Here is a 13361-nt window from a genome sequence, read left to right on the forward strand (position 1 = left end):
GGAGCAACGGACTCTGGCTTTCGCTAATGCGGATACGGCCACAATCGGTAGGCGCGTTTGAAGATGTTGTACCTGTGCATCACGCCGCGGGGTTCGAGGATCAGCATGAGCGCGATCGCCACGCCCAGGAAGATGTTCACGCTGGCGAACACGACGCTGCTGCCCAGCGCCGGGAACACGTCCGCGATGGAAGGTCCGACCGCGGTGAGGATCTCCTGGGCGGAGCGGATGAGGAACACGCCGACGAATGCACCCGCGATCGATCCCAGGCCGCCGACGATGACCATTCCCATGTAGTACACCGAGTTGAACAGGGTGAACTGGTCGGCGGCGACGAACCGGATGTAGTAGGCCCAGAGCGCACCCCCGATCCCGGCGTAGAACGCTCCGACGAAGAAGGCCGTCGCCTTCGTGCCCACCACGTTCACGCCGGTGAAGCCCGCCGCCAGGTCGTCGTCCCGGACGGCGACGAAGGCCCGCCCGTGCCGGCTCCGGGTGATCCCGTACGCACCCACCGTCATGATCGCGGTGACGGCGAGGATCAGGTAGTACATGCGGTTGTCGGTGTCGAACGCGAAACCGAAGATCGTCGCGGTCTCGACCCGCAACCCCTGCGCCCCGCCGGTCCAGGAGGAGGGCAGGTTGAGGACGGCGAAGACGAAGATGAACTGCGCCGCGATCGTCGTCAGCGCCAGGTAGAAGCCACGGATCCGGACGGCCGCCAGTCCGAAGATGGCACCGAACAGAGCCGCGACGATGCCGGCGATCGGAACGGTGACCAGGAACGGCCACTGCTGCCCCGAGGACAACGCCGCTGCCGTGTAGGCGCCCATTCCCATGAATGCCGCCTGGCCGAGGTTCACCTGCCCCGCGAAACCGGTGGTGATCTGCAGTCCCAGGACCACGACCCCGGTGATCAGCATGATGTTGGCGATGGCGACGTATCGCGCACCGAGGACCGCGGGGACGAGGAGCAGCGCCGCCACGAAGATCCCGAGGGCCAGGGCCTGCTTCCAGGTGCGGAATATCGCCATGTCCCGCACGTAGCTCTGGGCGAAGACGCCCGCCGGCTGCATGGACATCTAGACCCTCTCCACGATTCGCCAGCCGAAGAGACCCGACGGCCGGAGGAAGAGGATGGCCACCATGACCAGGTACGGGAAGACGGCCGAGAAGCTGCCGCCGATGAGCGGGTCGATGTAGCCGGCGGCGAGCCCCTGGGCCACCCCGACGATGATCCCGGCCGGGATGAGCCCGCCCACCGACTCGAGACCGGCCAGCAGCGCGACGGGCAGGGCCGCGAAGCCGATTTCCGAGACCAGGAAGGTGACCGACTTGCCGTTCAGGTAGAAGACGGCGGCGAGGGTCGACAGGACCATGCCCATGGCCCAGGCGTAGGCGATGGAACGCCGGACCGAGATGCCCATGGACTGGGCGATCTGGTGGTCCTCGGCGACGACCGTCATCCGCAGGCCCGGCCGGGTCCGCGAGAAGTACAGGGAGACACCGATCGCGAGCAGGATCGTGAAGATCCCGCCGTAGAGCAGGCCCCGGTTGAGGGTGATGTCGCCGATCGTCACCGGAGAGGTGGAGATGAGCGCCGGGAACGGCCGGACCGACGGCCCGAAGACGACCAGGACGAGACCGCGCAGCAGGATCAGCAGGCCGATCGTCACCATGACCATCGCGAAGGTGGACTGACCCACCAGGCGCCGAAACAGCAGCGGTTCGATGATGAGTCCGAAGATCGCCGCACCGATGAGCGCCAGGACGAGCCCCACGTAGAGCGGCAGCCCGAGATCGAGGGTGAAGTACCAGACGAGGAAGGCGCCGACCACCACCAGCTCGCCCTGGGCGAAGTTGAAGACCTTCGACGCTCGGTAGATCACCACGAAGCCCATGGCGATGAGCGCGTACAAGAGTCCGAGCAACGCCCCGTTCAGGGCGTACTCGATGAGCTGGATCACCGGACCTCCTCTCCGCCCGCAACGGGCTGGTCGACGTCGGTTGCGACGGTCGTCGCACGGAGCACGCCCTTGCGGCCGTCCTGATAGGTGATGACGATCTCGACGTCGACGGTGGAACTGCCGTCGTAGATGCCGTCGATGAGGGCCTTGTAGCGGACCTCGAGGAACTCCCGGCGGAGCTTGCGGGTACGGGTCAGCTCGCCCTCGTCGGCGTCGAGTTCCTTGGGCAGGTTGATGAAGCGCCGTACACGACTGCCCTCGGGCAGCAGCTCGGTGATCCGGTCGATCTCGCGACGGATCAGTTCCCGGACCTGCGGCTTCTGGGAGAGGTCCTGGAAGGTCGTGTAACCGATCCCCCGCTCCTCGGCCCAGTTGCCGATCATCTCGCTGTCGATGTTGACCAGCGCCGCCACGAAGTCGCGGGTCTCGTCCCCGAGCACCATGACGTCGCGGATGTAGGGGCTGAAGCGGAGCCGGATCTCGATGAACTGGGGTGGGAACGGCACGCCGGTCGCCAGCCGGCGCATGTCCTCGAGCCGCTCGAGGAAGACCAGTTCGCCGTCGTCGGTCTCGCTGACCGCGTCGCCGGTCATGAACCAGCCGTCCGGCGTGTACTTCCCGGCGCTCTTCTCCGGCTGGTTGTAGTAGCCGGAGAAGCCCGCTCCGCCGCGCACCTGGAGCTCGCCCTCCTCGCTGATGCGCGATTCCAGCGGCGGCCCGATCGCGGGTCGCGTCTTCATCCAGTGGCCGACCGTCTCCACGTTGTAGGCGTCGCCCTGGTGCAGGGTGAACAGCCCCATCTCGCTGGTGCCGTAGATGTTGCGCAGAGGGACGCCCAGGGCGTGGAAGAAGCGGAAGACGTCCGGCGCCATGGAGGAGCCGCCGGAGACTGCGAAGCGGGCTTTGATTAGGCCCAGCTGGTCCAGGACGGGGCGGAGCACGACCCGGTGGGCGAGCGCGTGATTCAGCCTGGCCAGCAGGCCCGGCTGTCGGCCGTCGAGGAGCGCGACCTTGTAGGCGTGCCCAGCCTTCAGGCCCCACCCGTAGATCGCCTGGCGCACCCGGCCGGCTTCGGCCATCTTCCCCTGCACGGAAGCAGCCAAACTCTCCCACTGCCGGGGGCTGAAGACCAGGGCGTCGACGGCCAGTTCGCGGATGTTCTCCCGAACCGTCTCCGGCTCTTCCGGGAAGTTGAGGACGAAGGGCACGAGGAGCCCCATCGTGACGCCGAAGATCTGCTCGGTGGCCCACGCCGGGGAGATGTAGCTGAGGTACTCGCTCCCCGGCTTGAGCGGGACGGCGTCGAGTACCCGGTACGCGTTGTCCACGAGCATCCGATGGGTGGTCACGACGCCCTTCGGGCGGCCCGTGGTGCCGGATGTGTAGCTCAGGACGGCGACGTCGTCGGGGCTGCCCTGGTCGACGATGGTCTCGAAGAGCTCAGGCTGCGCCTCGTGGACCTTCTCCCCCGCGGACTGGACCTGCTGGAAGGTCTTGAGCTGGGTGTCGTGATAGGACCACATGCCGCGGTCGTCCCAGTAGACGACCGCACGGACCGCGGGCAGCCCGTCGAGGATCTCGAGGATCTTGTCCACCTGCTCCTGATCCTCCGCGACCACGACGACGGCCTCGGAGTCCTCCAGCAGGAACTTGGCTTCCTCCGACGTGAGGTCGGGGTACATCGAGACGACCTTGCCGCCGAGCGCCTGGACCGCGTACTCGGTCCAGAAGTGCTCGACCTCGTTCTCCCCGATGATCCCGACGGTCTCACCGCGCTGGAGCCCGAGTTCCCGGAGGCCGAGCGCGAGGTTCCGGACCTGGGCCACGACCTCCGTCCACGTGTAGGGGCGCCACAGACCGAAGTCCTTCTCGCGCTGCGCGACCTCAGTCGGCCGTTGCCGTGCCTGCTCCAGCAGGATCTGCGGCAGGGTGCGGGCTGTGGCCTCGGTCCCGGTGTCGGCGGCGGCAGCCGTCGCGGTCGAGCCGTGCGCGCTCAATGCGCCTCCCCGAGGTATGCCTTGATGACGACCGGGTCCCCGCTGACCTCGGCGGGTGTGCCCTCGCTGATCTTGCGACCGAAGTCGAGGACGACGATCCGGTCGGCGATGTCCATGACCACGGCCATGTCGTGCTCGACGATGACGATGGGGATGCCGCGCGCCTCGCGGACGTCGAGGATGAACCGGGCGAGGTCCTCTTTCTCCTCCAGGTTCATACCGGCCATCGGCTCGTCCATCAGGAGGACCGCGGGCTCCATCGCCAACGCACGAGCCAGGTCGACCCGCTTGCGCAGGCCGTAGCCGAGCTCACCGACGACCCGCTTGCGCACGGTGGTGATCTCGAGGAAGTCGATGATGTCCTCGACGAACTCGCGGTGCTGCACTTCCTCGCGGCGCGTCCACGGCACGTAGAGGAATGCCTGCGCCAGGTTGGTCCGCATGTGGGAGTAGCGGCCGATCATGATGTTGTCGAGAACCGTCATCCCGGTGAACAGGTGCGTCCCCTGGAACGTGCGGCTCACGCCCAGCCGCGCGATCTTGTGCGTCGGCAGTCCCGAGATCACCTTGTCGCCGTTGAGCACGACCCGACCCTGCTGTGGCCGGTAGAACCCGGTGAGGCAGTTCAGGAGCGATGTCTTCCCCGCGCCATTCGGCCCGATCACGGCGAGCAGCTCGCTCTTCCGGAGCTCCATCGTGACGTCCTGCAAGGCCTTCACGCCGCCGAAGGCGAGCGATAGTCCCTCGGCGCTGAGCGCCGGCGGCGGTAGGCGGTCAGCAGTGGTCGATTGGCTCGCGGTTGCTGGCTGCACGAAGCGATCTCCCTGTCGGGTGGGGCGGTTCCAGGAGGCTGTGGCATAACTGACACTCGTGTCAAGAGTTGCCGGTCCACAACTCGAATCGAAGCCGTGTTGTGACCTCGGCCACGCTCAGACGCCACGGAGTCCGGCGACCACGGCCAGCGTCCGGTTCAGCACGTCTCCGTCATCGACCCCGTCCAGGGGAACGATCGGGTACAAGATCGGAGCGTCGAGCCCGGCCTCTCGGAACTGCGCGATCCGGCGCCTGACCGTCGCCTCGTCTCCGAAGACGGCGAACGCGCTGAGGATCTCGTCGTCCAGTTCCTCGACCGCTCGGCTGCGTTCGCCGGCGTCCCACCGATCGGCGAAGCGCTCGACCTCCACGCCGAAGCCCTGCCGGGTGAGCGATCTGCGGTAGACGTCACTGCTCAGGTAGAAGCCGGCGATGCGACCCACCCTCGCCCGAGCTCGCGCCACGTCGTCGTCCACGAGCACGCTGACCCGGGCGATGACATCGACGTCCTCCGGCGCCCTGTTGCTGTCGGCGGCCGCGTTTCGCACCAGCTGCGCGCTGTGGGCGATCCCGGACGGCGTCATGTTCCCGAGGATCACACCGTCGGCGTTCCGCCCTGCGAGAGCGAGCGCCCGCTCCCCCAGTGCTGCCAGGTAGACCGGCGGCACCGGAGGCAGCGGTGAGGGCAGCTGCAAGCGGAAGCCGTCGAGGCGCACCTGACCGTGATGGGTCACCTTCTCTCCGGCCAGCAGTCGCCGGACGACGTCGACGTACTCCTGCAGCCGCGTGAGCGGGCGCTCGTAGACCTCACCGCGCCAAGAGGTCGCGATCGTGGGCGTTGACGCACCGAGACCGAGCCGGAACCGCCCGCCGGACAACAGCTGCAGGCTCGCCGCCTCCATGGCGACGACCGCCGGAGCTCTTCCGAACACCGGGATGATCCCCGTGCCGAGCGCCACGGTGCTGGTCGTGACGGCGGCGGCGGCGATGCCCGTCACCGCATCGCCGCCTCCCGCTTCCTCGCTCCAGATCTCCGTGAAGCCGAGTTCCTCGGCCCGCCTGGCGAACTCGGGAAGGTGTTCCACCCGTAGACCGTTCTGCACCCCAAGGGTGATTCCGGCCCGCGCTGAGAGCTGCGACATCAGTAACCTCTGAGATCCTTGAGTGAGTGGGCGCTGCCCCGCCGGGATGCCATACGACCGTGAGCAACTCGGGTCACACGACGAACGGGAAAGCAATGACATCTCGGCAGACCGTCGACCGGCCGGAAGTCCTGCCGCCGCTGAGCGGGCAGCAGCGACGCACCGAAGCGACGAGGCGGGCGTTGCTCGCGGCTGCCCGGACCGTCCTGAAGGAGCAGGGGTACGCCCGGGCCACCGTCGCGCAGATCGCCCGTGCCGCCGGCCGGGCCCACGGCACCTTCTACCTCTACTTCGAGAACAAGGAGGACATCTACTCCCAGCTGCTCGAAGACATGTGGGCCGACCTCAAGGAGCAGTCCCGCAGCGTCTGGCGGCGGGACACCCCTCTCGCGAGCGTCCGTGCCACCGTCGCGCGCTACGTGTCCGGGTTCGCGGAGAACGTGGACCTGTGGCGCCTCCTCGACGAGATGGCCCTCTCCAACCCGCGGTTCACCCGGACCCGGGACGACTACCGCCGGCAATTCGTCCAGAAGATCAAGCGAGGCATCGAAAGCTCGGGGACCGAGGCCAGGATCGCTGGGATGCGGCCGGCGCTCCTGGCGGAGCTCCTCGCCGGCATGGTCGACGAGGCCTGCGCCGCTCGATACCTGCGGGGCCGCTCGTGGCCCCAGGACGAACTGGTCGACCACATCGTGACCGTGTGGGGCCGCGCCGTCGGGTACCTGTCGAACGGTGCGCCCGCCAGCTCCCTGCACGCCGTGTCCCAGTAGAGCCCCGCCGGTGTCGGCCGGGGCCATCGGCCGCCTCACTGCGAGAAGGCGTACCCGCCGTTCACCGGGTAGGTCTGCCCGGTGATCCAGGACGCGGCGTCCGAGGCAAGGAACAGCGCCATGGCGGAGGCGTCCGAGGGCTCGCCCAGCCGCTTGATGACATAGCTGCGCAGCATCTTGCGAACCGCTTCCGGGTCGGCGAGCAAGGGCTCGACGGCGGGCGTCCGCATCGCCGAGAGAGCGATGCAGTTGGCGGTCACGCCGTGCCGCCCGACGGCCTTGGCCAGCCCGCGCGTGAAGCCGGCCGCGCCGGCCTTCGCACCCGAGTAGACGACGAGATTCGGCTCCCCGACCCGCCCCGCATCGGAGATGACGGTGACGATCCGCCCGTATCCGCGAGACACCATCTCGGGAACCACCGCACGGGCGCAGTTCAGGACACCGAAGAAGTTCGAGCCGATCCACGGGGCCCACTCCTCCGGTCCGGTCTCCCAGAACTGCCGTGCATCGGAGATCGAGTGCTCGGGCCCGGCGTTCCCGGCGTTGTTGACGAGAATGTCGACCGGACCGCTCGCCGCCGCGACCGCGGCGACACCCGCCTGCACCTCCGCGTAGTCGGTCACGTCGAACGACACCGGGACGGCCTTGGCGCCGGCAGCCTCGATCTCCTCGGCGACGGTTGCGGCCCGCTCCTCGAAGAAGTCGTTGACGATGACGACGCCGGCGTTGTGGGTGGCGAGATCGAGCGCGACCTGCCTGCCGACGCCTTGACCTGCGCCGGTGACCATGGCCACCCGCCCTTTGAGGTCCAACAGATCCGACATGCGGTGTCCTTTCTGGGAAAGCCACCGGTCGGTGGCGTGTGCGGGCATGTGGGACCGCTCCACCGATGCAGAAGTGGTCACGAGGCCTCGTAGTGGCGAACTCCGTCCTCGGTCGTGCAGGTGATCCGGCCCTGTGCGACCAGCAGGTCGAGGTGGGCGGCCGTCTCAGCCAGGGCGAGGAGCTGGTTGAACGGGTTGAGCTCGTCCAACCGACGCTCGTGACGGGTCCACCGGAGGGAACTCGCGACCGAGAAGCCGGTCTCAGCGCCCGCTCCGACGTACCGAAGCGTCTGCGCCAGCCGAACGTCGTGGTGCTCCAACAGCTCGTCGACCCGCGCGTGCACGCTCGGCGACACCGGCCCGTGCGCCGGGAGCATGAGCGCGTCCGGCAACTGCCGAACCCGCGCTAGCGATCCCAGGAAGTCACTCAGCGCGGTCGGGGACAGGACCGGTTCGAAGCCCACCGACGGCGTGATGGTCGGGAGCACGTGGTCTCCGGTGAACAGCAGCGCGTCCGTCGGGTCGTGGAAGACGACGTGACCCGTCGTGTGCCCGGGTGTCGGGACGACCGACAACGCACGGTCTCCCGCGAGCGCGATGTCGCCGTCATGGAGCCATGTGTCCGGCGACTGCCAGTCCTCAGGGGCGGCCCCAATCGTGGCCACCTGGGCGGCGATGGTCTCGGCGAGCGATGCTGCCCCCAGTGCGGCGAGGAGCCGCAGCTGCGGGTCGAACGGGTGGCCCTCCGCCCGCTGGAGCAGCTCCAGCGACGGCTGCTCACCTGCGCCCAGGCTCACCGCCGTACCAAACTCCCGGCGGAGATGGACGGCCTGCTCGTAGTGGTCGCGATGGGCGTGGGTGACCAGGAATCGGCGGACATCCCGCAACTCGTGGCCCAGCTGGCGCAAGCCGTTCTCGAGTTGCTCCCGGGCCGCGGCGATCGCCCAACCCGAGTCGATCAGCACAGGCCCGTCGTCCCCCGCGACGACGTACACGTTGACCGCGCGAAGTCCGTCGCTGGGCAGTGGAAGGGGGATCCGATGCACCCCGGACGCCACCTCGAAGACGCCTTCGTCCGCCCAGCTGTCCCTGCCGCCGCGGTCACTCACAGGTCACGCACCCTGGCCCGAGGCCACCACCGGAGTCATGTTGACATGTGTATCAGTTATTGCCGCGCGGGCGCGAGAGTCCGGGTTGTCCGGTTGTGTCGTGGGAGCGGATCTGCTCCGTGTTGGCCGGCGAAGCGGCGTCCGACCCGACAACGGACCGCAGATGCACATCAACCTCATGAGCAGCGACTCCAGCGCCTATGGCGTCTCGGGTCTCATGAGGATGAGCGTGTCCATGGTCAGTTCCATCACGATCTGACCATGCTGATTGGTCAGCTCGGCACGGATCCGGATACTGGCCCGTCCGCGGCCGTCCCTCTCAAGGGAGTCGACGACGAGGCGGCCCGTGAGTCGGTCTCCGGCGCGTACGGGCACCAGGAAGCGCAGGTCCCGGATGCCTTTTCCGGCGATGACGTTCCAGCGCGCGAAGTGCGACTCGACCGCGAGCCGTTGGTGGACGGCGAGCGTGTGAATCCCGCTGGCGATGAGCTCGCCGAAGTACCCGTGGGCAGCTGCATCCGCGTCCACGTGGAAGAACTGCGGATCCCACATGCTCGCGAAGTCGACGATCTCCTCCGCGGTCACGGTGTGGGCACCCGTCGGGAGATCGATCCCCACCTCGATGTCATCCCCGTAGACATCGCGCAGATCGCCGGGCGGGATCGGCAGCTGTTTGTCACTCACGTGAGAGTCTGCCCCGGCTCCGGCAGGTTGTAGAACGAGACGCGATCCGCGACACCCGCGTAACGCGCGCGGGCGACCTCAGCCGCCTCCGGCCACGTCCCGGCGGCGATGCAGAAGTCGTCGAGCATGTCGTCGGACACCTCGGCCGGCATCTCGGCGTGCCGACCGGCCTTGAGCAAAGCTTGCAGTCGCTCCCCGACAGCCTCCCACCCCGCATGCTCCAGCACGCGCCGGTAGGTAGGTGTCGAGCCGTAGAAGGCCAGCTGGCTGCGCACCGTCTCACGCATCCGGTCAACCGATGCGCCGGCACCCACCACCGTGAACACGGTGACCGACAACGCGAAGTCGCCTCGGTCCTTGCCCTGCGTCGCCAGCCCCTCGGCGATCGCGGGCTGGGCCACCTCCTTGAGATAGTTCACCGTGTGCAGGGGATGCACGAACGCCCCGTCGGCCACGCTGCCCGCCGTCTTGTACATGATCGGCCCGAGGGAGGCCAGATAGATCTTTGGCTGCGGGTGCTCGATCGGCCCCGGATTGACCGCCTCGGGCAGGAAGTCCAAGGTGTAGAACTCTCCGCGAAAGTCCATCGGGTGATCACCTTGGAAGGCCCCCCAGATGTGGCGTACCGCGGCGACGTACTCGCGGATCCGAGGCAGCGGAGGGTCGTAGACGCACGAGAAGCGGCGCTCGATGTGCTTCCGCACCTGGCTGCCCAGTCCGAGGATGAAACGTCCGTCGGCACGCTGCAGCTCCCAGGACGTGACGGCCGTCGTCATCGGACTGCGGGTGAACGCGAGCGCGATCGAGGTGCCGATATCAATGTCGCTCACCCTGCTACCGGCGATCGCCAGGGCCGGGAACGGATCCTGCCGGGTCTCGGCGACGAAGAGCCCGTCGTAGCCGGCCGAACGCGCCTGCTCGACTCGTCCCGGCATCTCGGCCAGTGTTGCGGTGACGAGATTGAGGTCGAACTTCATCTGCCCTCCGAAGCGTGGTGGATGGATCGGACCTCGTGGCCTCGGACCTCGAAGGAGAAGTTCCCGTTGACCGGCGAGACGGACCGGTGGTCCACGTCACCTACCCGTCGGGCTCGCGCAGCAGCTGCATGCCCCGCGCGAACAGGGCGCCGACGGACGGCGCCATGACGGCGTACAACTCGTCGACCCGCCGCCCCGTCCGGTGCAGGCGGTAGTTGTAGGCGGCGATCGCGCCGAATCGATAGCACGCGAGAGCCTGGTACCAGCCCGGCCGGTCCACCCGAGCGGCGGACGTGGCCTCGTAACGGCGGAGCAAGTCCCGCGGCCGCGCCACGACGCGCATCCGTTCCCGGTAGCTCGGATGCCAGCACGTCGGGTCGCACATCATCATCAGCCAGCCGAGGTCGAGCCCCTGGGGTCCGAGGCCTGCGATCTCCCAGTCGACCACCGCAGCCACCTGCTCGCCCTCGTCGAAGAGGACGTTGTTGGTCTGGTAGTCGCCGTGGAACAGGCCCGTCCGTGGGGTAGCCGGTGCGGCGTCGGCCAGGTGTGTCCGCAGCTCTCGGCTCGCCGCGAGCCAGTCGGCGTCGTCGGCTGACCGCAATACGTCGTCCCAGAACGAGAGCTCGGTGTCGATGGACCGCGGCGCCTCCCAGCCGGACAGCGATCCGACCGGCACCCGGTGAATCGCGACGAGCGTGTCCACCGCGCGGTCGAGCAGCACGGGCACCCGTGACTCGGGTACGCGGGCGCTGAGCGATGTGTCCGTCATATGCAGCGGCAGCGCCGGGACGTACTCCTGGACGAGCGCGTCCGTCCCGAACCACTCCGGGTCGTCAGTCCACCACCGCACCTGGGCGATGGGCACCGAGTGCTCGTGCAAGGTACGGAGGAGCGGCAGCTGCCGGAGGACGTCCGTGTTGCCCCGACGGCGCACCCCGGGAGGCGCCAGCCGGATGACGAAGGACTGCGCCGGGCCGTGGCCGCCCCCCACGGTGAACGCGAAACTGATTCCGGAGTTGCCCGGCATGGGATGGACCGCCTCGACGCGGGCATCAGGCTGCACGACGGCCTCGGCCCACCGCTGCAGGCGAGGCCGGATGGCCTCGGCGTCGGCCCTGCGCGGGCCAGACATCGCCGAGCTCATGCCGTTCCGCCGTCGACGGTGAGCAGCGCACCGGTGGTGAAACTGGAGGTCTCACCGGCCAGGAACAGTGCGGCTCCGACGATCTCGCGCGGCTCCCCCAGGCGTCCGAGCGCCGCCTGTCCGGCCAGGTCCGCGGCGAACTCGGGCGTCCAGGACCTGCTGATGTCAGTGCGGAAGCCTCCGGGAACGATGGCGTTGACCCGCACCTTCGGCGCGAAGGCGTGAGCCAGCGCGATCGTCGTCGCATTGAGCCCGGCCTTGGCCGCGGCGTACGGCACGACGTCAGGGCGGGGGCGGAGCGACGCAACGCTGGAGATGTTGACGATGCTGCCTCCGGCGCCCTGGAACATCCGGGTGCCGACCAGCACGGACAGCCGGAAGGGTCCCTTCAGGTTGAGGCCGACCACGCTGTCGTACATCGCTTCGGTGACGTCGCCGAGCGACGGATACGGAGGCGACTTGCCGGCGTTGTTGACGAGCACGTCGACCTGTCCGAAGCGGGCGTACGAGGCATCGACGAGACCGTCGAGGTCATTCCACCTCCCGACGTGGCAGGCGTACGGGAGGGCCGAACGGCCGAGCGCCTCCACCTCGTCAGCGACCGCTCGGCAGGCCTGGACGTTCCGGCTGGCCACGATGACGTCCGCACCGGCCGCCGCGAGCGCCAGTGCCATCTCCCGGCCCAGACCACGGCTTCCCCCGGTCACGAGCGCCACCTTGCCCGTGAAGTCCGCCGCCGCTCCCACGGTTGCCTCCCACCAGTCGTAGACCGGCGATACTGCCTAGAAACTGACAAGGGCGTCAACAGTTGGGCACGCTCTCGACAGTCGGCTACGGCTTTGCCGCCGTCAGGACCGTTCGGGCCCGGTCTCGATCCCGAGGTAGGCCTCGACGATGCGCTCGTCGGCCAACAGGTCGGCCGCGGGACCGGAGTGCACGATCGACCCGGTCTGCAGCACGTAGCCGTGGTCGGCGGCGCGCAGCGCCCGGCGGGCGTTCTGCTCGACGAGCACCACCGTCGTGCCGGAGGCCCGGATCTCCCCGATGACGCGGAAGACCTCGTCGACGATCTTGGGCGCCAGGCCCATCGACGGCTCGTCCATGAGCATCACCGTCGGCTTGGCCACCAGCGCCCGCGCGATGGCGAGCATCTGCTGCTCGCCGCCGGAGAGGGCGCCCGCCGGCAGTGCTCGGCGCTCGGCGAGCACCGGGAACCGTTCGTACATCTCGTCGATGGCCTGCTGCGCGGTGGCACCGGTGTGCCACGCCCCCATCCGGAGGTTCTCCTCGATGGTCAGCGTGGCCAGGATCTGCCGGCCCTCCGGCACCTGGACCAGCCCGCGGGCGACGAGCCGGTGCGACGGGGTCCGGGTGACGTCCTTGCCCTCGAAGGTGATCCGGCCGTCCGCGGGCCGCAGCATGCCGCTGACCGCGTTGATGACCGAGGACTTGCCTGCGCCGTTGGCTCCCACGAGCGTGACCAACGAGCCCTGCGTCGCGGAGAAGGAGACGCCGCGGACGGCCTCGACCCGCCCGTAGCTGACCTTCAGGTCTTCCACGACGAGGATCGGGTCGCTCATGTCGCATCCCTCGTGGTGTCCGGCGGCTCCAGGGTCCCGGCCGCCCCCGGGTGCACGTTCGTGACGGCGTCCGGCGGGCCGTCGTCGTCGCTGCCACCGCCGGTCGGGTCCGCCATGCTGCCCTCGGCGATCGAGCCGGTCGCCGGTTCGTCCTCCTCCGTCCCGAGGTAAGGGCCCGGTAGCGAATTACATCGGTGTAGTTTGCTGTTCCTGCTGTCGCGGCGTGATGTTGTAGTTCCATTCGGCGTGGAACGGGTCGCCGTGGAGCTGGACGGTGGCGAGCTCGGCGTCGGTGACCTTGATCTTGTCCGGGTAGGTGCCCTCGTCGAGGCGGGCGTAGACCTTCAGCTC

General features: G+C 68.5%; 14 protein-coding genes. 1 reads left to right on the top strand and 13 read right to left on the bottom strand.

Translation table 11 applies throughout. The features are described 5' to 3' along the window. Nucleotides 1–23: 23 nt before the first annotated feature. The 5 genes from ACRWK8_RS24510 to ACRWK8_RS24530 all read right to left on the bottom strand — a co-directional run bounded on the left by ACRWK8_RS24510 (nt 24) and on the right by ACRWK8_RS24530 (nt 5919). Nucleotides 24–1082 (bottom strand): branched-chain amino acid ABC transporter permease, encoded by a 1059-nt coding sequence (locus tag ACRWK8_RS24510; RefSeq protein WP_431873006.1) that lies wholly within the window; start codon nt 1080–1082, stop codon nt 24–26. Continuing rightward, a complete protein-coding gene (locus ACRWK8_RS24515; RefSeq protein ID WP_431873007.1) occupies nt 1083–1967 on the bottom strand; it encodes a branched-chain amino acid ABC transporter permease in 885 nt (294 codons plus the stop codon). Continuing rightward, nucleotides 1964–3964, bottom strand: coding sequence for an AMP-dependent synthetase/ligase (locus ACRWK8_RS24520; protein ID WP_431873008.1), 2001 nt, complete (start codon nt 3962–3964; stop codon nt 1964–1966). The genes ACRWK8_RS24515 and ACRWK8_RS24520 overlap by 4 nt, the downstream gene beginning before the upstream one ends. Then, nucleotides 3961–4776, bottom strand: a complete 816-nt coding sequence (locus ACRWK8_RS24525; RefSeq protein WP_431873009.1) for an ABC transporter ATP-binding protein — start codon at nt 4774–4776, stop codon at nt 3961–3963. Before ACRWK8_RS24525 ends, ACRWK8_RS24520 begins: the two co-directional genes overlap by 4 nt. A gap of 117 nt (nt 4777–4893) precedes the next feature. Beyond that, complete coding sequence (locus ACRWK8_RS24530) at nt 4894–5919, bottom strand: LLM class flavin-dependent oxidoreductase (RefSeq protein WP_431873010.1); 1026 nt, start codon at nt 5917–5919, stop codon at nt 4894–4896. 95 nt (nt 5920–6014) lie between these two features. Here ACRWK8_RS24530 and ACRWK8_RS24535 point away from each other — a divergent pair, with 95 nt between their 5' ends. Next, the gene (locus ACRWK8_RS24535; RefSeq protein WP_431873011.1) at nt 6015–6689 is read left to right on the top strand and encodes a TetR/AcrR family transcriptional regulator; all 675 of its coding nucleotides are present in this window, start codon (nt 6015–6017) and stop codon (nt 6687–6689) included. Nucleotides 6690–6724: 35 nt separating this feature from the next. Here the strand turns inward: ACRWK8_RS24535 and ACRWK8_RS24540 are convergent, their stop codons facing one another. The 8 genes from ACRWK8_RS24540 to ACRWK8_RS24575 form a co-directional block, all read right to left on the bottom strand. After that, nucleotides 6725–7513 (bottom strand): SDR family NAD(P)-dependent oxidoreductase, encoded by a 789-nt coding sequence (locus ACRWK8_RS24540; protein WP_431873012.1) that lies wholly within the window; start codon nt 7511–7513, stop codon nt 6725–6727. A 77-nt stretch (nt 7514–7590) separates the two neighbouring features. Continuing rightward, entirely contained in the window at nt 7591–8622 is a 1032-nt protein-coding gene (locus ACRWK8_RS24545) for an MBL fold metallo-hydrolase (protein ID WP_431873013.1), read from the bottom strand. A 198-nt stretch (nt 8623–8820) separates the two neighbouring features. Next, a complete protein-coding gene (locus ACRWK8_RS24550) occupies nt 8821–9306 on the bottom strand; it encodes a MaoC/PaaZ C-terminal domain-containing protein (RefSeq protein WP_431873014.1) in 486 nt (161 codons plus the stop codon). Continuing rightward, nucleotides 9303–10283 (bottom strand): TIGR03617 family F420-dependent LLM class oxidoreductase, encoded by a 981-nt coding sequence (locus ACRWK8_RS24555; protein WP_431873015.1) that lies wholly within the window; start codon nt 10281–10283, stop codon nt 9303–9305. The genes ACRWK8_RS24550 and ACRWK8_RS24555 overlap by 4 nt, the downstream gene beginning before the upstream one ends. A 100-nt stretch (nt 10284–10383) precedes the next feature. After that, on the bottom strand, nt 10384–11430 hold the full coding sequence (locus ACRWK8_RS24560; RefSeq protein WP_431873016.1) for a phosphotransferase family protein: 1047 nt from the start codon (nt 11428–11430) through the stop codon (nt 10384–10386). Continuing rightward, complete coding sequence (locus ACRWK8_RS24565; RefSeq protein ID WP_431873017.1) at nt 11427–12176, bottom strand: SDR family NAD(P)-dependent oxidoreductase; 750 nt, start codon at nt 12174–12176, stop codon at nt 11427–11429. Before ACRWK8_RS24565 ends, ACRWK8_RS24560 begins: the two co-directional genes overlap by 4 nt. 102 nt (nt 12177–12278) lie before the next feature. Next, nucleotides 12279–13010 (bottom strand): ABC transporter ATP-binding protein, encoded by a 732-nt coding sequence (locus ACRWK8_RS24570; RefSeq protein ID WP_431873018.1) that lies wholly within the window; start codon nt 13008–13010, stop codon nt 12279–12281. 186 nt (nt 13011–13196) lie between these two features. Continuing rightward, on the bottom strand, nt 13197–13358 hold the full coding sequence (locus ACRWK8_RS24575; RefSeq protein WP_431873021.1) for an ISAzo13-like element transposase-related protein: 162 nt from the start codon (nt 13356–13358) through the stop codon (nt 13197–13199). Nucleotides 13359–13361 lie beyond the last annotated feature (3 nt).

This window comes from Nocardiopsis eucommiae, assembly GCF_965344335.1.
In the GTDB taxonomy this organism is placed as follows: Bacteria; Actinomycetota; Actinomycetes; order Streptosporangiales; family Streptosporangiaceae; genus Nocardiopsis; species Nocardiopsis eucommiae.